The following is a 26,979-nucleotide window of genomic DNA, read 5'->3' as shown; positions in this document are numbered from 1 at the left end:
GCGTAATAGTCTTCTACTCTCTCAATTACAGTTCCACATTCACGAAAAAAGAGGCGATAGTCGTTAGTATTGGTGCCCAGTTTTCAATAGGCATATTTATGGCATCACGCTCATTAAGGCTAGAGATTCGAGGCAGCAATATTTCACCCGCTTCAAAGCGCATATCGCACACATCAATGAGGCTAAGCCCACGAAGATTGCCCGAGTTTGGTTTTTGGATATCGAGCGTTTCGATTTTTAAGCCATCCTTTTCTATTGGTACGGGCAACGTTACAGGTTTAATGTTTGATTGGTCTTTAATTGGGTTGGTCATAGCCGAGTTCCTGTTTTAAATCGTTTAGTTTGGTCTTGCGACCTCCACCGTTTGGATCAAGCTTCATAACTAGCTTAAACAAGTTATGTGCTTGTTCTTTTTCGCCAGCTTCTAAATACCAGTCACCGACTAAGCGGAACATTTTTACTTTTAGAGGTGCATTGGTGGCCAAGTTACCTGACAACAAATCTTTAACCGCATCCATAAGCAACTGATGGTTAAACTTGGTGCTTGCTTTGTGCGCATCGAGTGAATGCTTGAAAAGGTAGCCAAGGAAAGCTGTCTGACCATTCATTTTCCAGCTTGTCGGGCTTTCCAAACCACCATCTATAGCTGCTCGAAAGTCGTCATGTACTTCTTCTAACTTTCCTAGATCTACATGCCATAAATAGAACCACCACATAACATCAAGGTTGCCGTAGTTACCTTTATGGGTTGTAAGTAACTTCTCTACCAATGGGCGATACTTCTTAACAAGTTCTTCTTTGTATGGGGCTTTCTCTTTAGAGCCTGACAGCGTTTTTAGATAGCTTAGGTCTTGCTTTAGTATTGCTTGAGTTTCTTCCCAAGGCTTATCAGCAAAAGCAGGGCGAGCGGTACTACTTACCTGTGGTTGCTCGACTTGCTCTGGTAGTCTAGTTACTGGCTGTGATAGATGCTTTCGCTTCATCAGTATGGATAACATGGTGTGATTCCTTACTGTGGGATTAACTCTGTGCCGTTAAGCAAGATTTCTAACTGACCGTCTTTTACATTGAGAGTAAGAGGATCAACTGTCCATGCATCTTTTAAGGTGTAGGTCTTACCGCTGTTGGTTTCTAGGGTAATATTTTCACCCACGAAATTTGCAATAGCTTCTTCATCGGTATCTTTTGCATGAACGATGGTTGCTTTGATAAATGGTGCATCAGAGTATTCTTCAGTAAAACCTAATGGACCATCATCACCCATGACGGTTTCACGCTTTAGGTTGCCAAAGCCAACTTCAGCACCTTCTTTAATAGGCAGACGACCTAACGAACCAGCGTTAAGGACTGCACGGCTAGTAATTTTCGTGGACATAAGTTACTTCCTAAATTGAACCTTACCTGCGGTAATGATTAGACCATTCACGAACTGTGGTGAATCTTGGTAGTTCGCACGTTGTTTATTGGTATTGTCTAGCTCAACAATGAGTGACTTTTTGTAGCCATCAAAGTCTTGAACAATACCGTTGTATTCAAGCTCTCGATACAAGGTTAGAAGTTCTGTTTTGAGCATGCTTGGTGTCACGATAGCCTGACCGCGAGCAAACTTAGTTCCATCTTTCGCTAGCTTGTGTCGAGCGTATTTACTGAGAATGCGTGAGCGTTGCTTCTGACGAAAATACATTGCTGTAGCAGGTGTCATAACATCGAGATAACTGTTATCTGCAATACCTGCGGCATTTTCTGTATAAGCCGTAATAGGGCGCTCAACCATCACTTCTTTTGCTGAGCTAACAGTGAAGGTACTGATACCTTCGTATAGCAACATATTGCGCTCTGCAAAGGTCCACTCGCTTGCAGCCTTTGAGTAAACTCCACTAAGCTTCAAAGTTTGCAACGGTCGGCAAGGGTCAGTAGCAAGTGAAGGGGCAATTTGACCAACCCAAGCACCAATTGCAGCCGCATCACTAAGGTTATTATTTGCTGAGTCGCAGAATTGATTGATAGGCATAAAGCTAATCAATGGACAATTACTGATAGGGGCAAAGGTGACGAGCTCGGCATGTGTTCCTTTCTTAGGAATGTAAGCTAAGCTTGGGATCTGATTCATTGCGTCGTAACGTTCTTCCAGCAGTTCGCCCAGTTCTCGAATGGTGGTTTCATCAGTGAGCGAGCACATGATATGGTGGTATTGAACATCTCCCAAAGCAGCTAATGCACTAGTTATATCACTTGCATCAACACTGACCGCGAAAATTGGCATTATTTCATCTTGCTTGCGGAAGTATTCCACCATTTCCACAATTTCAGAGGTTGCGTCATCTTTGCCGAAGTGCTCTGCCGCAATGCCTTTATCCATACACAAAGTCACAGTATTTGGACCAACTTTGGCTCCTGTAATGGCACGTCCAATGACTAAGATGACTTGTTGCTCTTCTGCACTGTTCGCTAGGCTGTTATCGATTTCGATAAAACAACCAGGCACTCGAATATTATTAGGGACTTCATTGAAGCTAATACTCATTATTTAGCATCCTTCTTGGTGGTCGTTTGTTTTGTCGAAGTGTCAACAACCGTACAGTCACCATCGTTGATACGACGTACCCAATAGGTGTTACGAGGTTTGCTTTCACCTGAAGTTTTTAAGGGCTCAAGCGTTTTAGGGTCTTTTACAGTCACGCCTTCTTTCGGTTTAATTGTGAATGTTGGTGCTTTTGGTTTTTCCATCACGCTGCATCCTCTAGTGCAAAGTATTGTGCTGCCATTGCTAGTAGCTCTCGTTCTAAAGCTGGCGTCCAACCAATGAAGGTACGCTTTGGCATGGTGTAATTTCGCTTAGTCAGTGCGCCGCCTTTCCAGCGACCAACCTTGCTATCAAAAAAGCCGTTTACTTGAGTAGTAAATGAAACCTGTGAACCTTCGTTGTGCTCGCGGCCTATATCTCCAGCTACGCCTTTAATCCCAACTTCGAAATGGTCTTCAGTCACAATGGTTCGCATCGCTCGACCAAACCCTAGCAACATATTTTTGTTGTTGGCGGTATGGGTGTTATCAACATTGTCCCGAGTCTTGATTTTCTTTCTTCTCGTTCGGGTTTGATATGGGTTGTTGTCAATGTCTCTTTGTGTCCGTATTTGTCCCCGAAAGAACTGGCGAGCTCGGTTAGCCATGCGCCTATTTAGATCGAACTTTTCAGATGCATTGATAACTAGGCTTTCAACGACTTGTGTTAACTGTTCGGGCGTTTTTAGTGTGAGTTCTGACATGGCAAGTCATCCAAGTGACCGACAAAGTGAATAAGCTCGCCTAACTCATCTTCATCAACGGCCGCTTCAAACTGGTTATCACAGCGATATAGATCACCGACTTGTTTCCAATCACCATTTTTATCTTCTATTAGGTTGTACTCTTCACGAATATCGAGCTTTATCTTTATGTCGTAGCGCCCTTGGTCTAGGCGCTCGACTGCAAATGTCGGCATGGCTAAACCTTTCTCGCTTCGGTGTTGGTCATATTTGTTTAACCAACTGACAATATGCATAAACAGAACATCTGGATTGAGCTTGGCGTTTTGCACAAAGAGAATGGCGGTGTACTCGACTTCAAAACCGTCTATTTCATCGCCTTGAGTGCAAAAAATAGCGCCGTCTTCTGCCCATGAATCAAAGCTATTGGCATCAGTAATATGCTTCTTGAACAGGTCGGTTAGATTTTGCAAAGCTTTCATTACACCCTCTCAAAGCAGTAGGTTTCTTCACCATGAATGAGCATGTCTAGCGCCTGACGGTACTGGACTTCACATTCTTCTTTCTTGTCTGTTAGGGCCTCTTGCCTTTCTGCCGCGTCTTTGGTGGCATCGCCACTCATTTGAGTGCTAATCAGTTGTGCGGCGGTAAGCGCAAACACGGCTTGCTTATAGAGTGTCTCACCTGACTCTTCATCACCAAACCGTGCTTGCGATAATTCAGTTAAGTTAGCAAAAGGTTCTAGGGTGGCTTTTAGCTCGGAATGAACTTTCAAACGCGATACTTTTGCGTGGTGCAGAATGCCTGCCTCTGTCTCATTGCTTTGGAAATGGAACAGAGACTGAAATTCTGAAATTTTGAGCACTGGATACTTGCCAGAAGCAGGTAGCTCAGAGTCGTATATCTCGTTTTTGTTGCCGACATACTCAGCCATGACTCAACCTTATTCAGTGGGCTAGGGGATGCAGGCAGCACTCGCGATTATCATTAAGTGCAGAAGCACACATGAAGCAGCGAGAGAGCCTGCATTTGTGGGGTGTTAGTTAACTAGTGCCAAGCGCCTTTGATCCAAAGCTTCACATTCTTAAATTCCATGGCAGCGACCTTTCCTTTTTCTTCAAGAACGTAAGCCATGTTCATAGACTCAAAATTCTCAATCTGGTCTTTCTCATCGTTCTTCTTACCTGTAGAACGGCGTACAGAACCTTCTTGAATGTAGATAGATAAGTTGTCGTAGCTAGTGACCATGATGCCTGTAGAAGGGAATCCCGGAACTTTTACCGCAGGTAGACCGCCATAAGTGCCGATAACCTGCATTTCTTGAATTTTGCCCTTCTCACTAGGCGTATTACCGTGTGCTTCGTAGAATTTGGCCTTATCGTAAGCAAGCAGATCAGAGCCGATAATTGCGATTAGGTTTCCATCGTTCTCACACGCATCGTGTAGGAGGTTTTTAGTTTCAAGTACGGCTAAATCTAGGTTAATGAAATCGCCCTTTTCTTTACCCGCCGAACCATCACCGCCTTCACCGATACAAATCGTATTTGAACCATCTTTCGCTTCAGAAATCAGACGTTCTGTATTGTGTTCACGCATGGCTTGATACCAGCCCTTGTTGACGTCTTCACCGTTCGGGTTGGCGTCTGCATCGGTGTTATCTTCTACAGTTTCACCATACCAACCGATAGTAATTTTGTTGGCATCAATCTGCTCTCGGGTTGCTTTACTTAGGAGTGTATTGAAGTTTTTATGATGCGCCCATGCGTCAAGCTTTGCGTAGCGAACAGCGGTATCAAAATTCGTTTGTTCACACATGTAAGGCATTGCCCCCATGCTTGAGCGATCTTTAGGCTTACGTTTTCCATCGCCAGAGGTGTCTGTGCGGCTGGCAATCATACCTGTAACGCCAAGGCCGATTGATTCACCTTTCTGGTTTTTCACTGAAATAACGTTTATTTTCTTCAAAAACCAGTTGCTTTCACGAATAGCTGCAATGATTTTTTGTGTACCACTTGGGCTAACATTAAATTTCTCTGTTGCATCATCAGTGTCGTTTTGTACTGCTACCGCTTTAACGTAAGCGCTCAGCTTTTCTTTGGTATATTTTTGCATTGTGTTACCTAATTCAATTCGTTGTTGGTTTAGATAAAATCAGTGTTTACAAGTAAGCGTCTTCTTCGCCGCCTGAACCTGCTAAGTTGCGTTCGCCTTCATCAGTCAGTTTGCTGAGCTTTTCAAGTTGACCAGACAATTTGTCTACTTGACCAGAAAGCTCGGTTACTCGGCCTTTTAGCTCAGTAACTTCTTTGTTTTCTTCAGGGGTGGCTTCAGCATCATCAGTCGCTTCATTTGGTTCGTTCTGGTCAGATAGCTGGGTCACCAATTGGCCTAATTGGGTATTAAGTTCTTTGTTTTGCTCAATGCTTTGCTCAAGCAGCTCTTCGGTTTTTTTAGACATTTCTTCCGATTCCTCTTGGTTAGAAAGCTGCTCTTGGTATCCATCAGGTTCGTTTTTGAGCAGGTTGATAAATTTCTGTAGTAATGAATGTTCTTTTTGTGACTCACAATTTTGGGAAAGTCTTTCGCTGTGATTAAGCATTTGCCCTGTCGATATCTGCACAGCATCTTTTTCACTTAGTTGAGCAGAAAGGTGTACTTGAGTAGTCCCCAGAGATGCAGGTTTATCAGTAAAAGCAAGACCTGTTAGATAAGCCCTGCCAGTATTTGCAAAGTCTTCTAAGTATTCACATGAGGTATGCAATAACTGACCGTTTTCGATGTTTCTCAGCAAGAAAGAGTTAGGCTTAATTTCTGCCCAAAGCTCATCATCACGTTTTTCGACAGACAAAACAGAACCACCTTTCCAACTCCACTCAGAGTGATCTTCATTGATGCGAGCCGTGTACTTCTTGGGGTCATAGGTTTCTGCAATGTCATCAATGACTTGTTGTGGGATGTTTCGCCCGTCAATAGTGGGGCCAGTTTTCAAGATACAAATTGGCTCTGACTTGAACATCATTTCTCTCCTACATTCGATGATTCCAATCTAACTAATGGCTCTGTCTTTTTGTATTCATCTCATTTCTAAAACATCGATATAGAACTCGCTCAAGCTGAGTAATTCAGGGGGCTGTAGCACTATGCAAGCATGGAAACGAATGTTTTTAGCGAACCGCTATACACAGCTGACCAAACGAAAGCTTTGGAATTGTTTTTGCGTCAACGAAAGCCGCCAGAAATTGCGGAGCAAGTTGGTGTGGCAACTCGCACAGTTCAAAAATGGGTAACTCAGTTTGATTGGAAAAAACTGAGGGATGATGCACCCGTTGAATTAATGCTAAGGCAGCGTATTGCCTACTTGATGTGGGTTGACCATAAGCTTGAATGCCAAGAACGCGAGCTGAAGCTCTTGCTTGAGCAGCATTACAAAAACCAAAAGCCGGAGCCGCGAACTCGTTCTGCTAGTTATAGCGAGGGTGAGAAAAAACGGGGGCGAAGGCCAAACAAGGTTAAGAATGATATATCAGGCATCACTCAAGAGATGCTGGATGAGTACCGCGAACGTGTATTCACAGAATATCAAAAAGAGATCCACGGCCATAAACTCAATGATGAAATCAACGAAACGCGTTTTTATCTCAAGTCTCGTCAAATTGGCCTCTCGTTCTATTTTGCGTTCGAAGCGTTTGAAGATGCCATTCTTTCCGGTGATAACCAAGTATTTATCTCGGCGTCAAAGAAACAGGCGTACATCTTTAAAAACTACATTCGTAAGTTTGCCCTAGAGCTTGCAGAGGTAGACCTTAAGGGTAAAGACGACATTGAGTTAAGCAATGGCGCTAACCTTATTTTCTGCTCTACCAATGTTTCATCTTCTCAAGGCTTTAATGGTCATATGTATTGGGATGAGGTTTTTTGGATACCTCGTTTTGGTGCGCTTGATGACTATGCAGGTGGTATGTCTATTCAGGCTCAATATCGTACTACCTATATTTCAACACCTTCTACTATGGCGCATGAAGCTTACCCGAAATGGTCTGGTAAGAAAGAACACAATATCGACCTAAGCCATAAGGCACTCAAAGACGGTGCGCTTGGTCCTGATTACATCTTCCGCCAAATGATCACGGTTGATGATGCTATTGCCAAAGGCGGTGACAAGCTCTTCAACATGGAGAAGCTTAAACGCAAGTACCCCGTTAAAGAGGTATTCGACAACCTGCTTCGCTGTAAATTTTTGGATGATAGCGCCTCGTTTTTTTCGCTCAAGGCGTTGCTGGCCTGCAAAACGGATACTGATCTCTGGCAGGACGTAGACCACGACAAAGCCAGACCTGTTGGCAATGCAGAGGTTTTGGTTGGTTATGATCCAAGAGGTGGCGGCACTGGTGAAGGTTCGGATGACGCAGGTTTAGTGGTTGCATTGAAACCCAAAACCAAAGGTGGTGTATTCCGAGTTATTGAGAAAGTGCGCTTGAAGGGTTCGAGCTATGAACAACAAGCCGAAACTATTCGAAGTATTACCGAAAAGTACAACGTGGTTTACCTAGCGATGGATACAGGCGGTGTGGGCTCGGCGGTAGCGGAGTTGGTACGCAAATTTTACCCAGCTTTGGTTGAGCTGAACTATTCACCAGAGATGAAGCGCATGATGGCATATAAAGCGCGCGAGATTATCAATAATGGACGCTTTTTGTTTGACGTTGAATGGGATGATTTGGTGCATTCGTTTTTAATGATTCGCCAGCAAACCACCGATAAAAGTGGACAAGTCACCTTTGTTTCCAATCGTAGCAAGATAGGCTCGCATGCTGATTTGGCATGGGCCTCAATGCACGTCTTAGCATGGGAACCGATAGATATTAATGCAGATAACGATACAAGCGTAACGTTCTTCTAAAAACTGGAGAGAGCAAGTGATTGAGATTGAATTTTCTAAACCTGTAAGTGTGATGAATAGCGATATTCTGAGCTATTTAGAAGTGGCGCTAATTGATGGATTATATGAGCCACCAATACCGCTTGATACTTTGGCTAAGGCTTTACGTGTGAACCCAATGCATGCCAGCGCGATAGAGTTCAAACGTAATACGTTGGTTTTGGCCATCTCCTTGAATAGGCTTTTATCTCGCCAAGATGCCAAGCGTTTTATTCAAGATTATTTAACTTTCGGCAATGGTTACTTTCAAGTTATACGCAATTTTCGTGGGCTAGGTGAGACCGTCAAATTGAAACACTTACCAGCGCTTTATATGCGTAGGCGTGAAGACTTGGGTTGGACTTATAAACCACGCGCTTATGATGACGAAGGGCGAGTTGATTATAAGCATGAGCAAGTATTTCACTTAGAGGATTATGATATTGCGCAAGAGCTTTATGGTTTGCCAAGTCATGTAAGTGGCCTCACCTCCATCTGGCTAAATGAAGATGCAACTTTGTTTCGTCGTCAGTACTTCCGTAATGGTAATCACGCTGGCTATCTGTTGTATATGAATGAGCCAACAATGACCAATAAGCAGGAAGACGAGATCAAGAAACAGCTCCAAGCTCAAGAGGGCATGGCGTTCAAGAACTTGTTTGTTAATGCCAAAGGTAAAGATACCAAAGCACCGGAATTAAAAGCGATAGGGCAGGTTGAAGCGAAAGATGCATTTAGGGATGTAAAGAATCAGACCATGACAGATGTATTGGCTCTTCATCGAGTACCAATTGAGTTAATGAGCGTTCGCCGCGAGAGTATTACGTCACTTGACCTCAATAAGGTTGATTGGTTATTTCACAAGAATGAGCTTTTGCCACTGATTGATATGATGCAAGAGTTGAATGATTTTGTGGGGCAACAAGTCATTTCCCCGAATGAGTACAAGCGATTAGATGCTGTTGAGTTGCACTAACTCATAAAAAATCTGACAATTTTGGTGGTGAAGTGTACCTTGAACGAAGCTAATTCCGTGCCACCAAACTTACTTCTGGACAAAAGTGAGCTAGAGACGAAGCTCTAACTCAATTCGTCGATATTAGAAAAAGTATCTTGAAGCCATAGTCGTTTGTTATATTTCTGTCATCTGTAAGTTGTAATCGAACAGATCGATATATGCCTGATACTTTTTTATGTGTTTTAGCTCATAACTCTGGAGCTTTTCTAAAATCTGGGCTTTAGTCGCTTTATCGATCATTGCGCCAAAACAAACCGATTTTATTGCTTCACAGGGCACTTTAAACATAGCCATAAAACTTGGTTCATTGGCAATGATTGAGTAATCAACGTGTGATTTAACCTTTAAAAGGTTACTCCCAGCATTGAATACTTCACAATCTTTCCATTTTATATATTTACTTTCATCTTTATCTCTACAATCAGGGCAACCAGAAAAATACCCCTCTGATATTAAGTTTACATCCGCGTCATCTAAACAAACCAATAGTCTATGCTCTTGTTCATAAGCCCACTCTTTGGACTTATGAAAATAAGGCTCTATAAGAGAATTTTCACCTAGTTTGTCCACTCTAGTTTTACGATAGAGCACAGGCTGAAGCCCATAACCGCTTTCAGGTTTGGTAAAGAAAGAATGGCTATTATCGAACTCAAGTATGATGCCTTTGTGCTGATCAGCATAATGAGACCACATAAGTAAGTTATCATTTTCTTCAGTAAAACTCATTATTCCATGATATTCATAATAAGGTAGTGCCGTTTCTATTTCAGCCCACAAATTATCTATTCTTGTGCGTCTTAAATATTCGATAATTTCATTTCTTGTTTCCCCAAACCTAGAGTCTTTATAGCTAATGCATAAGTCTGCTAGAAAGCCTAAAGAAGGACGCACCTCAAAAGGATCGTTTAGAGCTGTTTTATGCGAAGCTCGTAATAATAAGTTGTCAAAAAACTCTACCCTTGCAGGCATGTATTTAAATATTGAATGAATCACAGTACCCTCTGAGAAATATAACGCTTATTAGCCGATAAATTGTCACCTTTTGCTCTTACATAATGCACTTTTAAGCATATTGCTTCAATTGGTAATCAATAGGTTAAGTAACTTGAAGGATACTAGGCTGCAAAATATCGACTAATAACGTGATGCTAATTTGTCAATTCAATTGGATAACTTTGAGTAGAGCAAAGTCAGGTTAACAAGATATGAATGAGTAAAAGTTCTAACGCACAACGGGGCAAAGTTAAACTATTGGTTTATTTGACTACTAATCCATCTCTGTAGCGATAACAACTGCTGTGCGTTTTCAGCACAGGTTTGTAGGTTTGCTACATCTTCGGCTAGGACTTCGGCGTCTCGTTCGTAACTTGTAGCGGTTTTGGTGGCACCATCAGAGACGGGGGAGGGTTGCTGAATACCGATTGCTCGATTATGCGTTCGCACTGATTCGGCGCGGATGCGCATCCAGTTAGGATCAGTAATAATGCACTGCTTATCATGGTTCTTTTGGGCATACTTGAACACCTCTTTTTCTATGGTTCGGTATCGTATTTCTATTCTTTGCTGTTGGCTAGCAAGTGCTACAGCTAGTGTGTAAGCTTCTTCTTGTTTGCGTTCTAGCTTGTCGAATATGACGTCTTGAGAACGCTCATTGTTCAGCTGAGTTGATGTAACGCCGTAGTCATACGACAGGTAAGCTACTAGTGTGAGTCCAGTGAGCACGCTTAACGCCTTGAGTTGTTTTAGGTATTTAGAAAACATGCTTAATTCCTCACATCCAGCCGTATAAACACACGCTGCGTTCTTTTTCTCTTCGTTTAGAAATGCCGGCACAATCATTGCCTTTTATTCGGCAATCTTTACCGTTTACAAATACCCACCTTGAATACTCATTGCATGCTCCTTTACGATTGCCTTGATTGAATTTTTTTAGCAATGTAGAGCGGGTAAAGTTACCAGCACCGAGATTGAAGACGAAACTGACCATCATGTCATATTCGCCTTGAGTGGCGGGTTCTGTTATACGCCGTTTAACAATTTGCTCAGCTTCATGTACATCGATAACGAAATATTCAGCCACTTGCTGAACATTGAGAACGGAGCTTTCAGTCATGTTTTTTGTATGCCCTAAGCCTGCCGTCCACACATTCGCGCTGCATTGGTACGGGGTTAAACGGCATCCTTCCTGATTGGCTATGTGTTGTAAGCCTTTTTTACTGACACCGAGATCGGTATTTAAGCTAAAAACAATTGCCAGAACTGAAGTCACAGAGCAGATAGCAAACCTCTTATGATTGGTGGTTTTCATAAGGTGCTATCCTGCTGTGATATGAGCTTGTCTAGCTTCGCTTGGTTGAGCTTAGTTGCAACGTTGTAATGCCGGATAGCCATAAGGCCAGATACAATTCCGACAAAAATAGCCATGAGCTGGGCAAAATCGTTAACACCAAAGCTAATTAAGGTTGCGCTGATTGATGTGAGGATTTTTTTTAGACCAGTAATGTCGAGCAAAGACACGACGAATGTTTTTACCTCTGTCTGATTCATTGATTTTCTCTCGCAGTTAATGATTAATCGTCCCCACAAAATCAGTGTATCGAGCTGAGGTTTAAAAAGTACTTATGGCATTTCTAGTGTTGGGATATAGAAGTTTGTGAAGGCAGAAAAAACAAACCCAGCGGTTAGGCTGGGTTTGGTTGTTAGTTGGCTAACCCTGAAAGGGTTGGCCGCTCTCCAAATGGAAAATGTTCAGTATCGGGATAATCGCTTAATACCTTCCTATCTTCTACGAGTTTAAGAAAATCAACTTCTGAACTTATTGGTGAAGTTCTTAACTCGTTGGGATAATTTTTGTCTTTTTCGTATTGATCAATTCTGTTTAAAACCTTAGTGAGTTCGCTATCTCGCCAACTTTTTTCTTCGCTTTGTTTGAAAGGTCTATGTCGTTCAGCGTCATATTTCCAGCCGAGATTTTCCCCCATCCATGAATCATAGGGTTGGGGTTCAGAAAGTGTGTGGCTATTGGGGACTTCACCAATCTGTTCAATGATATAGTCTTGCTGACTTGGGTCATTTCTATTTTTTGCGTAGGCTATTTTACCCCTATAGTCGATTATTTGTACCCATTTACCGTCCACATGTTTTATGGCATAGCCTTCTTTGGGAGAGGGAGGGGCTTCCCAAGTATGGCCTTCAGGCAAGTCAAAGTATTTGTCAGAAACAATGAGCTCGTGTCCCTGCTCGTCATAAAAAGCCTGACCTATTCGGACAGCATAAACTTTCCACCCTGCAATTTTTGAATATAAGACAGCGTGAGTTTCTCTATTATATTCTGGCGGTGGTTCCAAAATGGCATTACTGGGAAAGTCTCCATCAGGCTTACCGATAATGAAATCATTACCATTTTCATCCCAATACTTTTTCCACGTCATATCTTCTATCTCTTCACTCCATTGATTCGACTCTTTGTCGAATCTAGCGGTTTTCCCTTTTTGGGAGGGTTTATATATTCGTTGAGTATATTCCGATCCAAGAGCTGTACCTTTTGAAACGTGCTCTTCGATATTCTCTAACCACCAACCTTGTTGATTGATACGGGATACGTATACAGTTTTAGATGTTTTAAAAAAGTCGCTCATCAAGCCATCCTCACAATCCAGTTAACTTTACGGTGGTTTATGGTGTTTTTTAATGCCCCAAACATTGCAATCATTACAGAGTGAACGTGGGAGCCAATGAATACAGAATGGGCATGAGCACCTGCGAAGTCTGTGTAACCTGCTTGCGGGCCATGATCTCCGGTAACTGGTCTTTGAGTATTGGGGTTAAAGTGATTTGCATTAATTCCGTATGAATGGCGGTGGTGACCAGCTACATTAGTATTTTTTGAGCCGAGGTCTGTTGAACTTACCGTTGAATTTGGATGCCCATGTTCTTTAACCTGACCTTCCTCAAAAACACCAACCACCTCGTTATTTTCTTTTCCTATGACGCCACAACCTCTCATATCGGGGATAATTCCATCTGTGAACACCTTCGCAAGCTCTGGATAGGAAGCGGTATCAAATGCTTGATTTTTCATGATTGCAAATCCTTCAGGAGCTATGTCTGTGAACCAAGGTATAGCTGCTCCAACAGGAAATATTTTGGCGGCAAGCTTTAACCATAGATTGCTGACTAACTTATCCACCACATGTGTTACACCCAATGAATACACCAGTTTCTTGATGGTAAGAAATGAGGTGTCATCGTGACCTTGGTCTATTTGCTCATGCGTTGCAATCTTTGCAATTCCCGCTCGCTCTTCTGTCGCGCTATAGGGATTAAGCACCTCTACGGTGATATTTTTAATTGTTGAAGCAGCTAGGTTTAACGCACATGCTTCGGTTACGACTGAATCTTGTTGCTTGTAGGTTATGACCTCTCCCCCTCGGCTATCGACAGCGAATAGGGTGCCATCATCTAGCCAATAACCTAGCTCTTTACCTTCAAAAGCTTCATCACCATCCCACGTAGTTTCAAAGTTGAGTTGACCTGGTGCAATTACTTCGCCGCGAGTGACTGCTTTGCGTTGTATCTCGTTACGTAAAGTTGTTTGATCTTTGGCAGGTGTATATCCTTCCGTTCCTATGCTGATTTCTGCAATTTTGTAATTAATGCTAAGTTCGCCAGCTCGAATTGAAGCCGCGATACCCGCATCAGTAATCAATAAGCTCATTGTGTTACCTCGTGTTTATGCAGGTTTCTAATGTGTCGATAGTTCGCCATTTGGTGGTGAACTCTAAAGTGTGAATGATAAATCCACGCTATTTCTGTATGCGGTAAGCGGTGCTTTTCGAACGCTTGCCATGCTTCTATGCTGTGGTGACGAAATGAGTCATACAACGAGCAGTAAATAAGGTTTGGGTCTCTAACATCATCAAATACCAAGCCGCTTTGTTTTCCTGCTGTTGTGTTTAATAGACCTTGGTAGTCCGACAGCTTCCAACCAAACCCTTGCTCTTCAAACTCCGTTAATAGTGATAATTCAATATCGTCATGGGTTTTCTTAAAGTCTTTCGCTATACCGTTAATGGTATTGGTCAGCTCTGCGTTCTCGGTGTCTTGCCAGTATTCGCCTTGAGGAAGTAACCCACGGTACGCATCAGCAAAATCACCTTCGCTGTATTCAATGATTAAGTCGGAGGTGTCCATGTGACGTCTCCTAATACATGAATTTGGTTTTTGGCGATAGCCACTTTACCTACGGGTGACTTGACAATGAAATTACTGGTTACAGTTGAAATCACTAACACAATTTCAGTGTTGGTGATGGATTCAGGCTTTTGGGTTTCTGGGTTTATCTTGCCCATTTTCCCTTTGACAAAGTTTTCAAGGACCGTGACCACATCATCACGAATTGCTTGATCTTCAATGCCTTGAATCTCTATAGCGAGCGGCGCTTTTTCTGGGAGATGAGCAAACGGATGACAACCAGCTAGTCGGTTAGCTTCAAAAGTTTCTTGAACAAGATTGACCACTTCACCGCTTAAGGTTGGGTCATTCTCACGTGCTCCAATATAGACTTCTACCATGCCGCGCTGTGGGGTGTTATCAAGTGCCCATGCAAAATCCACATCAGAGTGAGCCGATACCGCCCAGATTTCGTAATCTTCTGACTTGCCGATCAGTTCGTTCTTTTCATATGCGACAATGACACGAGATCGCCAGTGTTCTAGCTCTTCGATATCTGCGCCACCTTCAATGCCAAGCGATAAAATGTTATTAGGGTCGATACCGCTTAAACCCTCTGTGAGTGTGAGCTTGGCTCCGTTTGGCAAGTTGCTTGCTCTGCCGGACTCAAGCGCTATGACTTCAACGGGCGTATTGCTGTATTGCTCTTTTGTGGTTTCATATTCTTTATCACCGTTAATTAGGCGAGTACCTTTGCCGATAACCACTATTCCATTTAGCTCAGCAAACTGCACTGAACCTTTGGCAAAGGTTGGTAATAGGCGCGGTGTATTGTGACGATTGGCATGCAGATATAGCCACGCTTCAGAGCAGGTTTCAGGGTGCAGTTGTCTGAAAAGCAAATCTTGATAGCCATATTGTCCATAGCTGACGCCAGCTATTGCAGAGGCTATCGCTTTGGTGGCTGGGTTATTTTGCCCTGTTTCCGCTGTTAGGTTGGCTTCAGCACGAGCAATTAAGCTCTCAAGGCTCACTTGTGTGCTCATTTATCTACCTTCGATAGTGGAACATCAAATGTTGAGCCGTCAGGCAGGTTTATCATGACATTACGGCCCATTTGGTTTGGCTTCTCTCTCCACACGTTGACGTCAATGGCTTTGGCGTGATCTTGTTGAATTAACCAGTCGAGGGCTTCCTCATAAAAGCGCTTGGCAAGCCTTAAGGTTTCATCAGTTAATTTGGCTCGTTTGAGTGTCCAGTCGCGAGAACCGACAATCTCTATCAATTCATTACTCCAAGTACCGCCGCGCTCATTGCTGTCCATTCGTGCGCGGTCATTCTTGGTTGATTCGGCGTAGTTGTAGACGCTTTGTAGCACCGCATGAGTCATGCCTTGTTTGGAATCCACCGACTCTGTAAGCGCGTTCAATTTAAAGTGGTTCATTCTTTGTTAGGCTCCCGTGTTGTTTTGATTGTGCTGTCGTCTTCATAGTCGTGATCGTGCTTTTCGACTTTAACGCCGCCGAACGTACCAGACTTACCACCAACAGAGCCCGTAACCAGTGTGTTTTTGGCCACGTTCAGGTTGCCGCCTATCTCTACATCATCAGAGAAAGTGGTTTTTTCTGCGATAACGTTTACCTGTGGCGCTTTGATTGACACTTCATTTGCTGCGACAACATCTACTTTCCCTTTGGTGGCGTAGACCTTGATGCCTTCTTTGGTTTGATGGATTAAGTTGCCTTTGTCGTCGAGCATGGCGACTTCACCTGGCATTAAATCGATTTGGTAGCGCTCATCTTCAACATTGACGGTAATCCCTCGCGCAGTCACACCGCCAATAAACAGGTTGTAAGCCTTTGCCTCTGGTAGTGGTCGGCTCATAAAGCCGTAGTTGTGGACGCGTTTAATTCGGTCATTGGTGCGGCCTGTTGCCGTTCTGATTTGCAACATGCCCGTAGTTGCGCCTGTCACCGTGCCTGTTCCGATTACGTTCTTGATGCGAGCCATTAAGCGCTGTTGTTGCTGACGCTGAGCACTAGACATGGCTTTGCTCCTTAAACGGTCTGACCAACTCAACGGAAGTGCTCGCTGAGCTTTCGGTCACCGATAGGCCAAGGGACTTAATTACCAGCATTTCACTAAAACTCTGCTCTTTGTCGATCACTCGAATCACTCGGTTTAATCCATCAATCGCAAGCTGTGGGAAGATATCCGCAATTGAAGTAGAAGCGGTCAGGCTTTCTGCTATGGCTAAATTGCTCTCATATTTGGCGCGAGATACACAAGCTGCGTTGTTTTGAAGTTGGTCACAGGTGATAACTAAAGTGCGTGAGCTATCGATACTAGAGTTGGTGATTTTTGCGTTGGCATCATCCCACTGGCCTTGCACATCAATAGTGTGAAATTGCTTATTGAAGGCGCGTTTTATCTTTAAGCTGTCTACGTTGTTACCTGTTTCAAGACCGATGTTGTTAGTGGTTGTATGCGCCGTGTTTTCAATAGTCAGTTCACCATTCCGCTCTATCAGCATGTAGCCTTGTTCACGTATAAGCTGAGCTACATTTTCAACCGGAGACTCTGCGTTAATCTGAAATTCTTCAATCTTGGGCATGCCTTTCACGAGGCTTTTTACGCTTAAGCCAAATGGCTTTGCTAACTTTCTAAGCAGCTCTTCAACATTGAGGTTGTAAAGCGCATCCATAGTAATGCGTGAGTCAATCATGTTAGCGCTCTTGGAACGTCCCATTATTGGCATAGTTAAAGAGCCTGCGCCCGTCTCGCTTTCTGCTTCATCTATTTGACCGACTAGGATTGATTGGTCATTAAGGAAAAACTCAACCGATAACGGGCGTTCGATAGTCATGGGCTCGATAGAGCAGTTAAATGTGTGGGCCAGTTGTTCTGTTGAGTAGTTCAGGTTGGCTTGGTAGAACGTATGTTGTTTACCATCAATGTGCATCGTTAACTGATTCATCGTGCATCCCTTACCGCGATATCACCACGGATAAACAAAGGGTGTTGAAGTGCATTCATTTTGGTGATCACGTTCTCATTGGTGTACTCGTCATGGGCAATAGCAAGTGCTGATTTAAAGCGAGGTGATTGCACGGTTCTGTGTGCCTTGATGCCCTCTGTCACTTTATCGTGTTGAGTCTGCACATTGCTTTTTAGCGAGGTGAGAGCGTCATAAAGTTCTATGCTTTCTAGCGTAGAAACTTGAGTCGCTTCTCTGATACGCTCATCAACGCTGACAATTAATGTCGAGAGATCACTTTGAATAATTTCAGGCTGCTTTTGGGTTAGGGTGATCTCAAAGCTATCATTGGTTTCAAGAACAGTTATGTCCTTACTCATTTTCACTGCACCCGCTACCATCTGCACGTTGTGGTGTTTAGTCGGGCTGTCAGTTTTCACTTGGCCAAGCATCAGCGCTTGAGCATTACGTGAGTTATCTACGGCTTCGCTCTCAGAGTCTGGTTCTGATTGAACCCCTTCTGACACCGTATTAACAGCATTAGAAAACAGATCAGCGAACTCAGCAGGGTTGGTGCTCAAGCTGCTCACGGCTGAGAATGCTTCATTTATCGCAAGGTTAATATCTTGAAGAGAATCATCGCCTAGGTTCAGGCGGTTAGTAATATCAACCAGCACATTGAGCGCACTGATTACGTGACTTTGTACCTGATTGATTTGAGATACATCGAACCATTTCACCTCTTCAGTGAAAGACTGTTTAGATAGGTCTTCGACAACGCCAACTTGTGCTTTGGTTCGAATTGTAGTCGGCGCAGAGATAGATGGTGACGTACCAGATCTCACGAACTTAAGACTTAAAGTTACCAATCCTTTTTTAGTATTAATGCTAAGAGAATACTCTTCAAAGACGAGCGGTAGCTCACCCAACCAAGGGTGTTCGAGCTCCCCTTGTGGGGTTGTCTCTAAGTTATCAATGAGCGTATTTGCATCAGCAAGCGAGCTAGTACCAACGAATACAGCTTCAATAGTAAAGGTTCGGGCTTTAGTGCCCATGACTTTAATGTGTGGTAGGTCAGCGTATGGGATTTCACTTACTTGCAGACGCTTACCACCGTCAAAGGAGGTAGACAGGATATTGAGCTTAAGCCCATTCCATCTAGCGTACTCGTGTTGTCGTCCCCACATGAGAAATCCCACCAATAGAAGAATAAAAAGGAAATTGGCAGTGATTGGCAATTTGGAAGCGGGTTAGGGCACTCGGCGCTTGCTCGGACTCACCCCTCCCTCCACACCAAAATTCCACACTGCAATTTTGCGATCCTGAAAGTGATCGTGTTTCGATAGGGTTAGTAAAGCACAACCCCCGATATATCTACATCGAGGGCTGTTTTAGATTTAAGTTTTAGAGATCGTTCAAGATCGTATTTGGGCGTTCATAGGTGCTTGTTTGCAGATGTTACTTCTTTAAATGAAGGTGTCATGGCATTTACTTTGTAAAATGTCACATCAGATTGAGTATCAATTTTAACGTTGTACTCGATACTATGATGTTCATCCTTTGAGTCATTACCAAAAATAACATAATTTACCCCACCTTCTAGTTGTGATGACTTGAAAATGATGCCGTCAAAAATACCTTTCTGATAGTTACGAATAGTCTCTGAAAACATTTGAGTTTCAATATAATCTATACTATTTGCTCTGAATGGTTTAGATACTAATGCATGTAGTGTGCTTAGCAGGTGGCTATTTATATAGTACTGACTATTGCGAGGGTTTGTAATAAGTCTCGGTTCTCTTAGTTCCAATGAGTCTAGATTAGTGAAGTCAAAAAATGTTAGTGTTTTTTGGGCAATAAATCTTCCCACTGCTATTGTGTCCCCAACATATGGACGAAGTTCTGCTATGGCGGTATCTGCGGTATCTGCTGTGTACATAAAAGATATTCCGGGGGGACTCATTCTATTATTTGCAGCAAGATGGCTTGGAGGCGCCCCAAGGTGTTTGTTAGGTGCGCTTTGAAATTCATTTTTTTCTTCATCACTACATACTATACGGGCTCGATATAAAACAGTGCCTTTTTCGATTGATCGCGTTACTGCACCAAAATCATTTGTGCCGTTTACTTTTTTTTTCAAGTCGAAGTAACAACAATTAATTAATCCCATAAAAAAATCAGCTGCCTTTTGATGAGTAAATCGACGAGAATACTTCAGTTCTTTAGAAAACTTGTTCCATTCTTCTTGGGCTATATTTTTAAATTCTTCCATAGTTCTTTCATCTAAATATGGTTCATATAGCCCGTCAGGATGAAAAAATTCGCTATTTTCTTTGTGAAGTAATTCAGCTAGTTTTCTTGCTACACATTCATTATCAATGGTGAATTTTTTAATTATTTGATGAAGAGAAAGCGATGCCTCAGAATCCTTATCGACTCGATTAAAGTGATTTGGAATACAATCGTTTAGTCTGAATACGTATCCTTCAAGAGGAACACCATCAGGACTATGTTTTTTACATATAATGCAGGTCTGTTTCTGATTTACAGGTTTATTTTTCCTGTCAAACTTATAGATTCTTTTTTTGCAATCCGAACAAATGAATCCGACAGAGTTATCCATCTCTTTTTGTTTTCTATTTGCTTCGACTTTTTCAGCGTAGTTGAGGTATTCGTACATTTTTTTGAATGTGATTCTTATAAGTGTGTACCAAATGTTAATTATACTTATTTAAAAATCAAATAATTATGTCTTTTAGGTGAGTGTGTTCACGGCTGTGTAAATGCTACTTAATTGATTACTTGTATTACTTACTATGGCTAAAGAGCAAATAGTAAGCATGCATACCTCATCTCTATTTGGCCAATCTTTATAGTCATCCATGTTGCTCGGTTCTGCATCTTCGATTAAATGATCAATTGTATTCAATAGTTCTTTGTATTTGATATCTAGTTCAGCATTAATGCTCAAAGGAAATTTTGTGTGGGCTAGCTTTGCTATTTCTCTGGTTAATTCTGTATGAGCTTTCTTAAAAAGAGGCTTGATTCTCAAATACTCGCATTTATAAGTATCCATCGATCCATCATTACACCATGCGTTTCTCCAAATGTCGCTCCAGTCCTCACTATTGACACGCTTTAGCAATTGATAATACCCAAACCTAAAGGCTGGTGCTGACGAAACTTCGTTACAGATTGATGGAATGCCAAACGTAGTTTCAAATTTTTCATATTTTCCATCAGCTACCTTCAACAATTTTTGGTATTCAGCATCACTCATTTTTTCAAAGCTATTTCTCATAATAATTGAGAGTACAGTCCCACTCGTGCCTTTTCTAAATTTATTTCTTTTTAAACTGTAATTTGCTAATAAATCACTAGTATTACCAATCACATGCCTAAGTGGTCTAGGGTTTGTCCCACCAAGAAGTTTATTGTCCTTTAATTCAATTTGGAATGGCCAATCATTTTGTAGATGATGGCATATGTCTCGAAGACATTCAGTTTCTCTGCAAAGTTCATTGATAACTTTGAAGTATAAAGAAACAGCGGCTTCATGATGATTTGCTATTGAGGTCATTTTTGCAAGGAGGTTCGATTGTTCGCTGACTCGCATTGAAATTATTGCAGAATATGCAGCAGCTATTGCGGCTATAGCTGACATAGTTGCAGGTACGAATTCAAACCAATTTATGTTCTTAAACATTTCTCTTGTATGCTCAGTTTCTCATAAAGCTCTATAATAACTTATGAGCCTTTATGCTTATATGGTTTGTTCAGTAAAAATGTCCATTTGGTTGATATCTCCTTTGCAGAGCTCAGGTTGAAGTTTTGGATCAGGCGGTAAGCCAACAGTTTCAATAATTCCTTCCACTGAAGTTAGGGTGCTAAATCTCACTCCACAATTGAAATTGAGACATTGCCAGTAGGCTTTTCGCGTCTCGTTTGTCATTTCTTGAGAGGTAACAATTCTGGTTTTGCATCCGCATTTAGGGCATGGCATTAACACTAGATCTCTCCTTAATTTCTCATACTCCCATACCTACCTTTTGACTTAGGTGCAGGTCTGGAGTCGGTTTCTATCGGTTGTATGTAGTCATCGGGTGAAGTTTCACCGTTTATGAGCATTTCCCATTCGACGCTTGGTCCGTCTAATTCCATATTTAGAAAGAATTTATCGATGATTTTTTGGCTTTTGGGTGAAATTCTACAGTTATTGCCACTGGACCAAGGGCGGTCGCTCCCGCTCTCTTCAAAAGACTCCTGAAAGTCGGGGGATTTTTTAACTAACTTCCACTCAATCTCACGGGTAAATACCACAAGATCAGAACCCTCAAGCCCATCGGTAGCTGTGACAATCTCACCGTATTTGTTTTCCCGCTCTTTCTTGAGCAACTTAATTGGGCGCATAGAAGCGGGTAAGCGGTGGCCGCCCATGTAATCCATATAAGCAGAAAAGAAGCCGTTATCAGCCGCGCGTCTGGCTTTTTCGAACAGGCAAAACTCTTGCTCTTCATCAATACGGCGAAGTTCACGCCAAATAGTGACAGGTGGAGTGCGTTGAAATTGGAATTGTCGAAAACAGAATGTGCGAGACCATGCGGTCACATTCTTAACGGTATCTTGTAGCTTCGCTCGTCTATTATCTGTATCGGTTAATCCTTCAAGGGCGTGGCCATCGACGTTTTTAGAAATATACTTTGCTAGGTAAGCAACGGCACCGCCTGAATCTTGAGTGATGAACTTTGCATCAAAGCGAGCTTTCATTGCTTTGGTTTTTGGTGTGCCATTATCAAAGAACAGGTCTTGAGTCTCACGGAACTGATAATCTTGCAAACCATTGATAAAAGCCTTTGCTTGTTCCAGCGGCATAAAGAATACGCCATGCCAGTGAGGTGTTCCGTCTTGGTGAGGCTCAACAACTCTCATTCCGTAATAGGTTAAGTTCCGGTAATCGGCCCAAGCACGGAATAGCTCCCAACCTTTACTTAACCATGCATGAGCATCTTTAGGAGTACTATCATCAAAATTTGGATTCTCGATCCAGTACTTTCCGTGTTTCTTTAATCGGTGGAATCGACTGGGTGAAGTCATGGTGATGAACACAGCAATATGATTATTACTCTCTGCGTATTCTTGGCATCCAGCAATTCGAGTCATTAGCTCATGGCGGCGGTTAGCAGGGTTACTTTGTGAAGAATCGACCACTGTTTGTAGATCAATAGTATCGCCATTGTCTGACTCGATAGACATCAGCTCTATCCATTCGCGTTGCCTGTCTTGTCGAATAGAGAGCCATTCACAAGCTGATATTGAGGCGTAAGGTGAACTATGTGGTGACACCATACCAGCGGCACGGCGTGCATTCTCAAACACAGCAACTGTGATACGGCCAATTGCTCTGCGCCAGAAGCCATCATCCATTAAACGGGCAATGGCTGAATAAGCTTGATTATCATCTTCTACATAAGTGAATTGAGGTAACCACAGAGAGGCACCAACAAACTCATTGATAAACGAAATAGCTTGTATAGGTGACAATCCTTTTTCGGCGGCTAGGCGAACGCGGTTAGCACATCGACCAGCCATCTCAACAGCTAACTTAGCTCGCTTGATTTCATTGTCTACTTTCCACCAAGGTTCAGGCATAACTGAAAACGCAGCCGCAACAGCACCACTTCTCTTTTCAATAAAATCCATTGCTTTTTTGAAACCATACTTGCGTAAACGGCTAGCCGCAGCCTTATCAATGTAGTTTCGAATATCAAATGGAAGCTTTAACTTGTTAGCTGTGATAGATGCAAACTCAAATACCTTTTCTCGTGGTGTTTGTTCATCTTTGTAAACCCAAGCCTTTTCCTTCACATCATAGTGAGAGATTTTTCTGTAACCTTTCTTGTTTTCTAGAAATGCAAGCAGCTCCCTATGAATATTGCTAGGGAGCCGATTGAGTGGATTTTTGAGGTTATTATTGTGTTGCTTCATGATGCTCTTGGCGCTGTATTGCTCGACTAGGTAAATTGTTTGCTTTTATTGATAGCTTCGTTCTCCAGTTGTCATCGACTTTTTCTTTTGGCTTAGTTTTGCTTTTGGGCTGCCTATGTTTGATATTCCAAGGGTCTAGGCACTCGTCATGAGTACATATGTAGTTGAGGTGACTGCCTATTTTCTTTTCTTTTTGAGAAGAACGTTTTAAACCGAAATGAGCCCGAAGGTTTTGAATATAAACCTGTCCTCGCTCGGCATTTTTGGGGTCATAATTCACAATTCCTTCCATTGAGGCACAAGGTAGGTGAGAAGGGTGTGTCGCTTTTACATTCTCGTCATATATTGAAATTGCTGGGCAGTACTCTACATCGTCACTCATGCTAACACTCCCAAAGCTAGTCGCCATGTGGCACTCATCATGTCAGGTCGTTTGATACCAAGATGTTTTTCCTGCACATCTGGAGCCTTCTTGTTCTTTATCACTTTGGCTTTCGTTTTGAGAATTGACTCTATTGCTTGATCAAGATCTTTACCGTGTTTTAGGTGGCTAAATATCGCCATTTGGCTAACACCTGCTTTTTTAGCAATGGCTCTGATGCCTTTTTCTCCTCTCCACTCATAGACAGCTTCGCCAGTATTAAACTCGCGCAGATCTCTATGACAAATAGCCTCGGCAATCGAAAGCCCTCGACGTACACGGCCTTTGAGAGTGCCCAGCGGGATTTGGTGCGCATTGGCTATGGCAGACAATCCGCGATATCCGTTATATTCGTAAGGTTTGGTTATCCGTTTCATACCGCTGCTAGCTCCTGTGCATCGACTACCATGTAACCGCCTGCGCCTTCACCTTGGCTCAGAACGCCACGTAATAAGTGATTGCAATCCAACTGGGCGCAAGCTTGTTTTACTGCCGAGTCTAATGAGTCAAATTCTCCAAGCTCAGTGACCTCTGGCTCATGACTTTGGTAATGGCGCTTCATAGCACCATCACCAAATAAACGAAGGGCGAAATATTCCATTACGCCACCTCTACAGATTCTTGTAGCGAAATACTCGCTAGGCTAGCTTGCGCATGAACGTCACACCACATGCGGATAAGGTTGCTTTGATAGTTCTCTTGCCCTGCAACAGGGTTAGAGCGGAATTTATTGATATTAAGAGTTGCCACGTTCTGCCAATGAAGAGCCTCATCAACAGTGGTAATTTTGATATTGATCGTTCGTGTTTGCATTGCTACACCCCTGTAAAAAGTTAAGAAAGACCCGGTAAAGCCGCCGCGTTTGCTATTAAGTCCACGCCCATTGCAAAGAATGGTTGTGCACTGCCAGTGCGGTTTTCTAGGTCGTTGACGAGAAGCATCAAGTTAGAAATACTTGCTTGAGCGGTCTCGATGATTGAGTTTTTGGTTGAGCGAGGGAGCGTTTTGTTGCCAGCGTTATCGAGTGCTAACTGTGAAAGCTCGCCTGAAAAAATAGAATTGTTGAGAGCCCGTTTAATGAAGCTTTCAGCCTCGCTACCTGCAGGAATATGTGCGGTAGCAAGGTCAAGCTTGCGAAGCACAACTTCTAAAATTACGTAGTCGTTCGTCGCTTTAGAAATTGCCATCATCTCTGGTAATGAAAGAACGTGTGGCTGTTCAGTGTTGAGCTTATTGCGTAGCATGTTAGAGCGCAGGCCGCAGGCTTTTGCTATATCAGTCAGATCATTGCGATGACGATAACGAAACAAGCTGCATGCCTCGTTGTACTCTTGTTGTACATCGGCCAGAAAAGCGCACATTGTTTGATTCTCTTCCATATCAGATACTCTCTACAACGGGTTAACCAAGCTGTTCCATAGCTTCACGGGCTGCCATCTCAGTCATAGCAACCATGTTGATCAGCGTCTTTTCTCTAGGTTTGGTCTTGGGTTTGATGATGATGCGCCCTTCATCAATAAACTGCTTTACTGTGCCTTCGGCTAGGCCAGATAAATTGCAGTAGTGCGCTACCGTCACGTACGGACAAGCGATAGTGGTCATCAGTGGTTGGTTCATAAAGTTCGCTCCAATTCGCAATGTGATTAAAACGAAGTGAAGAAGTGTTTGTTTTCAGGTTTGACTGAGTCTTCTATCGCGTGTTGCCACATGGCAGCCATGTTGATGTAGTGCTTGCCTTTGGAGCCTTCACGCTCGATCACTGGCAGCTTTCCATCACGAATCATGTTGCGGATAGAGTTTTCAGAAACGTTCCAGCGGCTTGCTAGCTCGTTGGTAGGGAGGTAGGCACAGTCAGGCTGAATAGAAATTTGCATAGCTAGCTTCTCCAATAGGTCAGGTTGGTCTTTGAACTCTTTATACAAACGGATGCGTGAAAGGGTGACCATATTGACGAAGTGCTTCTTCTCGCAGCGAATAGCCACTTTCATTGGAAGCTTCCCAGACTCAATGAGCCGTTCTGCATCTGATAAATCAATATCTTGACGGCGCGCATACTCTTCGAAAGGTAAGTACGGCGCATCTAGTTTAATAGGTGACGTCATGGTATCTTTCCATACATAACTGTACATAAAAGTGCATCATTGCTTGGTAGGCGATTATCAATGCTCTTTCGTGTATTAACATGTGTGCTTGTGTGTGCTTAATGTAATTTCAAATGCACATGCATGTCAATGCTTAAAGATGTGTGCTTATGCGTGAATGGTTTCTAGGATCTGAGTTAATTGAAGTTGATGGGTTAGCAAATACGACTACGGGAATTAGTCAAAAGGCTAAAAGAAACAATTGGTTAATGAGAAAGGCGGCTGGTAATGGACGTGCTTTTGAATACCATATTTCGAGCTTTCACCCTGACGTAAAAAAACATCTTATTGAGAAGTACGTCACGGACCCGAAAGAGGCTAAGTTACTCTTGGCACTTGAAGGGCCTAGGGAAGGTGTAGCTAAAGAACCAAGTAATGTTTCTAAAATAACGCCGATGACAGAAGTGAAAGACTGGTGCGAACTACCAGTTTTTGACGTCCATGCCGCAGCTGGGGCGGGTTCACTAGTACATAGTGAATACCAAATCGACCAGCTCATTATTCCTACCAGCTTGTTAGCCGAGTTCGGCCTATCACAAGCAAATGCCTCCATCATCAATGTAGATGGCAATTCAATGGAGCCCACCCTAAGCCACAAAGACCGCTTATTAGTTGATACTCGTGAACTGCAACACCCAGTGACAGACGGCGTATACGTGATTCGCATTGATGACGCGGTTTACGTGAAGCGCTTAAAGTGGAATATCCCAAAAGGGATCTACAACATTGTCTCTGACAACCCAGAACACGAATCCTTCGAGATAAACCATAAGAACGGCCGAAACTTTAAGGTTATCGGCAAGGCGATAGCACCGTTGTTTAAGAAAATTTTTTAGCTTGAAGCCTTCCATGAAAGTGTAGGGCTTACTAAAAATCGTCAACTTATTTTAGGACGAGACAGTTTACTAGAAATGAAGTAGAACCGCTTAACAAAATAAGTAAAGCAATAATGTGGTTTAGTCTAATCTGTACTAATTCTGACCGGTTTCTCGAATTCATTTGTGCCCCAAAATGCGCTGGCTTACTTCTGACCCTCTAATTTATGAAAAGCAATTTGACTTAATTTTTCGGCTCTTCTCCGGTTAGGTGAGTCTAATGTCCA

At 42.8% G+C, this 26,979-nt stretch carries 36 protein-coding genes; 3 read left to right on the top strand and 33 right to left on the bottom strand.

Features of this window, described 5'->3' with window-relative positions; translation table 11 throughout:
* Window positions 1-25: 25 nt before the first annotated feature.
* From KO511_RS15295 to KO511_RS15250, 10 genes are all read right to left on the bottom strand, one after another.
* Window positions 26-313, bottom strand: a complete 288-nt coding sequence (locus KO511_RS15295; RefSeq protein ID WP_215988274.1) for a phage tail assembly protein — start codon at window positions 311-313, stop codon at window positions 26-28.
* Window positions 297-998, bottom strand: coding sequence for a phage terminase small subunit (gene gpM, locus KO511_RS15290; RefSeq protein WP_215988273.1), 702 nt, complete (start codon window positions 996-998; stop codon window positions 297-299). The genes KO511_RS15295 and gpM overlap by 17 nt, the downstream gene beginning before the upstream one ends.
* Before the next feature lie 11 nt (window positions 999-1,009).
* The gene (locus tag KO511_RS15285) at window positions 1,010-1,375 is read right to left on the bottom strand and encodes a phage tail tube protein (RefSeq protein WP_215988272.1); all 366 of its coding nucleotides are present in this window, start codon (window positions 1,373-1,375) and stop codon (window positions 1,010-1,012) included.
* A 3-nt stretch (window positions 1,376-1,378) separates the two neighbouring features.
* The gene (locus KO511_RS15280) at window positions 1,379-2,524 is read right to left on the bottom strand and encodes a phage tail sheath subtilisin-like domain-containing protein (RefSeq protein ID WP_215988271.1); all 1,146 of its coding nucleotides are present in this window, start codon (window positions 2,522-2,524) and stop codon (window positions 1,379-1,381) included.
* Window positions 2,524-2,727 (bottom strand): DUF2635 domain-containing protein, encoded by a 204-nt coding sequence (locus KO511_RS15275; RefSeq protein WP_215988308.1) that lies wholly within the window; start codon window positions 2,725-2,727, stop codon window positions 2,524-2,526. Before KO511_RS15275 ends, KO511_RS15280 begins: the two co-directional genes overlap by 1 nt.
* Entirely contained in the window at window positions 2,727-3,266 is a 540-nt protein-coding gene (locus KO511_RS15270; RefSeq protein ID WP_215988270.1) for a phage virion morphogenesis protein, read from the bottom strand. Before KO511_RS15270 ends, KO511_RS15275 begins: the two co-directional genes overlap by 1 nt.
* Window positions 3,248-3,727, bottom strand: coding sequence for a phage tail protein (locus KO511_RS15265; protein ID WP_215988269.1), 480 nt, complete (start codon window positions 3,725-3,727; stop codon window positions 3,248-3,250). Before KO511_RS15265 ends, KO511_RS15270 begins: the two co-directional genes overlap by 19 nt.
* Window positions 3,727-4,179 (bottom strand): head completion/stabilization protein, encoded by a 453-nt coding sequence (locus KO511_RS15260; RefSeq protein WP_215988268.1) that lies wholly within the window; start codon window positions 4,177-4,179, stop codon window positions 3,727-3,729. Before KO511_RS15260 ends, KO511_RS15265 begins: the two co-directional genes overlap by 1 nt.
* Before the next feature lie 113 nt (window positions 4,180-4,292).
* The gene (locus KO511_RS15255; protein ID WP_215988267.1) at window positions 4,293-5,357 is read right to left on the bottom strand and encodes a phage major capsid protein, P2 family; all 1,065 of its coding nucleotides are present in this window, start codon (window positions 5,355-5,357) and stop codon (window positions 4,293-4,295) included.
* 46 nt (window positions 5,358-5,403) lie between these two features.
* The gene (locus tag KO511_RS15250; RefSeq protein ID WP_215988307.1) at window positions 5,404-6,261 is read right to left on the bottom strand and encodes a GPO family capsid scaffolding protein; all 858 of its coding nucleotides are present in this window, start codon (window positions 6,259-6,261) and stop codon (window positions 5,404-5,406) included.
* A 132-nt stretch (window positions 6,262-6,393) separates the two neighbouring features.
* Here KO511_RS15250 and KO511_RS15245 point away from each other — a divergent pair, with 132 nt between their 5' ends.
* The gene (locus KO511_RS15245; RefSeq protein WP_215988266.1) at window positions 6,394-8,145 is read left to right on the top strand and encodes a terminase large subunit domain-containing protein; all 1,752 of its coding nucleotides are present in this window, start codon (window positions 6,394-6,396) and stop codon (window positions 8,143-8,145) included.
* Between the two features lie 16 nt (window positions 8,146-8,161).
* Complete coding sequence (locus KO511_RS15240) at window positions 8,162-9,139, top strand: phage portal protein (RefSeq protein WP_215988265.1); 978 nt, start codon at window positions 8,162-8,164, stop codon at window positions 9,137-9,139.
* Between the two features lie 156 nt (window positions 9,140-9,295).
* Here the strand turns inward: KO511_RS15240 and KO511_RS15235 are convergent, their stop codons facing one another.
* The 23 genes from KO511_RS15235 to KO511_RS15125 all read right to left on the bottom strand — a co-directional run bounded on the left by KO511_RS15235 (window position 9,296) and on the right by KO511_RS15125 (window position 25,838).
* The gene (locus KO511_RS15235; protein ID WP_215988264.1) at window positions 9,296-10,174 is read right to left on the bottom strand and encodes a DUF2971 domain-containing protein; all 879 of its coding nucleotides are present in this window, start codon (window positions 10,172-10,174) and stop codon (window positions 9,296-9,298) included.
* Between the two features lie 255 nt (window positions 10,175-10,429).
* The gene (locus KO511_RS15230) at window positions 10,430-10,942 is read right to left on the bottom strand and encodes a hypothetical protein (protein ID WP_215988263.1); all 513 of its coding nucleotides are present in this window, start codon (window positions 10,940-10,942) and stop codon (window positions 10,430-10,432) included.
* 10 nt (window positions 10,943-10,952) lie between these two features.
* A complete protein-coding gene (locus tag KO511_RS15225) occupies window positions 10,953-11,489 on the bottom strand; it encodes a lysozyme (protein ID WP_215988262.1) in 537 nt (178 codons plus the stop codon).
* Window positions 11,486-11,728, bottom strand: coding sequence for a hypothetical protein (locus tag KO511_RS15220; protein WP_215988261.1), 243 nt, complete (start codon window positions 11,726-11,728; stop codon window positions 11,486-11,488). The genes KO511_RS15225 and KO511_RS15220 overlap by 4 nt, the downstream gene beginning before the upstream one ends.
* Before the next feature lie 152 nt (window positions 11,729-11,880).
* Window positions 11,881-12,819 (bottom strand): hypothetical protein, encoded by a 939-nt coding sequence (locus KO511_RS15215; protein WP_215988260.1) that lies wholly within the window; start codon window positions 12,817-12,819, stop codon window positions 11,881-11,883.
* Window positions 12,819-13,898, bottom strand: coding sequence for a tail fiber protein (locus KO511_RS15210; RefSeq protein WP_215988259.1), 1,080 nt, complete (start codon window positions 13,896-13,898; stop codon window positions 12,819-12,821). The genes KO511_RS15215 and KO511_RS15210 overlap by 1 nt, the downstream gene beginning before the upstream one ends.
* Window positions 13,895-14,374, bottom strand: a complete 480-nt coding sequence (locus KO511_RS15205; protein WP_215988258.1) for a hypothetical protein — start codon at window positions 14,372-14,374, stop codon at window positions 13,895-13,897. The genes KO511_RS15210 and KO511_RS15205 overlap by 4 nt, the downstream gene beginning before the upstream one ends.
* Window positions 14,356-15,399: a baseplate J/gp47 family protein gene (locus KO511_RS15200; protein ID WP_215988257.1), complete on the bottom strand. Its 1,044-nt coding sequence runs from the start codon at window positions 15,397-15,399 to the stop codon at window positions 14,356-14,358. The genes KO511_RS15205 and KO511_RS15200 overlap by 19 nt, the downstream gene beginning before the upstream one ends.
* Window positions 15,396-15,797, bottom strand: a complete 402-nt coding sequence (locus tag KO511_RS15195; RefSeq protein ID WP_215988256.1) for a phage GP46 family protein — start codon at window positions 15,795-15,797, stop codon at window positions 15,396-15,398. The genes KO511_RS15200 and KO511_RS15195 overlap by 4 nt, the downstream gene beginning before the upstream one ends.
* The gene (locus KO511_RS15190) at window positions 15,794-16,399 is read right to left on the bottom strand and encodes a phage baseplate assembly protein domain-containing protein (RefSeq protein WP_215988255.1); all 606 of its coding nucleotides are present in this window, start codon (window positions 16,397-16,399) and stop codon (window positions 15,794-15,796) included. The genes KO511_RS15195 and KO511_RS15190 overlap by 4 nt, the downstream gene beginning before the upstream one ends.
* Entirely contained in the window at window positions 16,392-17,330 is a 939-nt protein-coding gene (locus tag KO511_RS15185) for a phage tail protein (protein WP_215988254.1), read from the bottom strand. The genes KO511_RS15190 and KO511_RS15185 overlap by 8 nt, the downstream gene beginning before the upstream one ends.
* Complete coding sequence (locus KO511_RS15180; protein ID WP_215988253.1) at window positions 17,327-18,517, bottom strand: DNA circularization N-terminal domain-containing protein; 1,191 nt, start codon at window positions 18,515-18,517, stop codon at window positions 17,327-17,329. Before KO511_RS15180 ends, KO511_RS15185 begins: the two co-directional genes overlap by 4 nt.
* Before the next feature lie 248 nt (window positions 18,518-18,765).
* Window positions 18,766-20,010, bottom strand: a complete 1,245-nt coding sequence (locus KO511_RS15175; RefSeq protein WP_215988252.1) for an RES family NAD+ phosphorylase — start codon at window positions 20,008-20,010, stop codon at window positions 18,766-18,768.
* A gap of 75 nt (window positions 20,011-20,085) precedes the next feature.
* Window positions 20,086-21,036, bottom strand: coding sequence for a hypothetical protein (locus tag KO511_RS15170; protein ID WP_215988251.1), 951 nt, complete (start codon window positions 21,034-21,036; stop codon window positions 20,086-20,088).
* A 57-nt stretch (window positions 21,037-21,093) separates the two neighbouring features.
* Complete coding sequence (locus KO511_RS15165) at window positions 21,094-21,339, bottom strand: ogr/Delta-like zinc finger family protein (protein ID WP_215988250.1); 246 nt, start codon at window positions 21,337-21,339, stop codon at window positions 21,094-21,096.
* 11 nt (window positions 21,340-21,350) lie between these two features.
* Window positions 21,351-23,315: a replication endonuclease gene (locus tag KO511_RS15160; protein WP_215988249.1), complete on the bottom strand. Its 1,965-nt coding sequence runs from the start codon at window positions 23,313-23,315 to the stop codon at window positions 21,351-21,353.
* Window positions 23,299-23,697 carry a hypothetical protein gene (locus tag KO511_RS15155; RefSeq protein ID WP_215988248.1) on the bottom strand — a complete coding sequence of 133 codons (399 nt, stop codon included), beginning with the start codon at window positions 23,695-23,697 and terminating at the stop codon, window positions 23,299-23,301. Before KO511_RS15155 ends, KO511_RS15160 begins: the two co-directional genes overlap by 17 nt.
* A complete protein-coding gene (locus KO511_RS15150) occupies window positions 23,694-24,113 on the bottom strand; it encodes a hypothetical protein (RefSeq protein ID WP_215988247.1) in 420 nt (139 codons plus the stop codon). The genes KO511_RS15155 and KO511_RS15150 overlap by 4 nt, the downstream gene beginning before the upstream one ends.
* The gene (locus KO511_RS15145) at window positions 24,110-24,337 is read right to left on the bottom strand and encodes a hypothetical protein (protein WP_215988246.1); all 228 of its coding nucleotides are present in this window, start codon (window positions 24,335-24,337) and stop codon (window positions 24,110-24,112) included. Before KO511_RS15145 ends, KO511_RS15150 begins: the two co-directional genes overlap by 4 nt.
* Entirely contained in the window at window positions 24,337-24,549 is a 213-nt protein-coding gene (locus KO511_RS15140; protein WP_215988245.1) for a hypothetical protein, read from the bottom strand. The genes KO511_RS15145 and KO511_RS15140 overlap by 1 nt, the downstream gene beginning before the upstream one ends.
* A 20-nt stretch (window positions 24,550-24,569) precedes the next feature.
* Entirely contained in the window at window positions 24,570-25,115 is a 546-nt protein-coding gene (locus tag KO511_RS15135) for a phage regulatory CII family protein (protein WP_215988244.1), read from the bottom strand.
* Between the two features lie 22 nt (window positions 25,116-25,137).
* Window positions 25,138-25,353 (bottom strand): hypothetical protein, encoded by a 216-nt coding sequence (locus KO511_RS15130; protein WP_252724398.1) that lies wholly within the window; start codon window positions 25,351-25,353, stop codon window positions 25,138-25,140.
* A 26-nt stretch (window positions 25,354-25,379) separates the two neighbouring features.
* Window positions 25,380-25,838 (bottom strand): helix-turn-helix domain-containing protein, encoded by a 459-nt coding sequence (locus KO511_RS15125; RefSeq protein WP_215988243.1) that lies wholly within the window; start codon window positions 25,836-25,838, stop codon window positions 25,380-25,382.
* 149 nt (window positions 25,839-25,987) lie between these two features.
* Between KO511_RS15125 and KO511_RS15120 the strand changes: the two genes are divergently transcribed.
* Window positions 25,988-26,713, top strand: coding sequence for a helix-turn-helix domain-containing protein (locus tag KO511_RS15120; RefSeq protein ID WP_215988242.1), 726 nt, complete (start codon window positions 25,988-25,990; stop codon window positions 26,711-26,713).
* The last annotated feature ends 266 nt before the right edge of the window (window positions 26,714-26,979 follow it).

This window comes from Vibrio hepatarius (assembly GCF_018860525.1).
Classification (GTDB): domain Bacteria; phylum Pseudomonadota; class Gammaproteobacteria; order Enterobacterales; family Vibrionaceae; genus Vibrio; species Vibrio hepatarius_B.
Note: the sequence above shows the minus strand (reverse complement) of the source record. Positions and strands in the feature narration are given on the sequence as shown.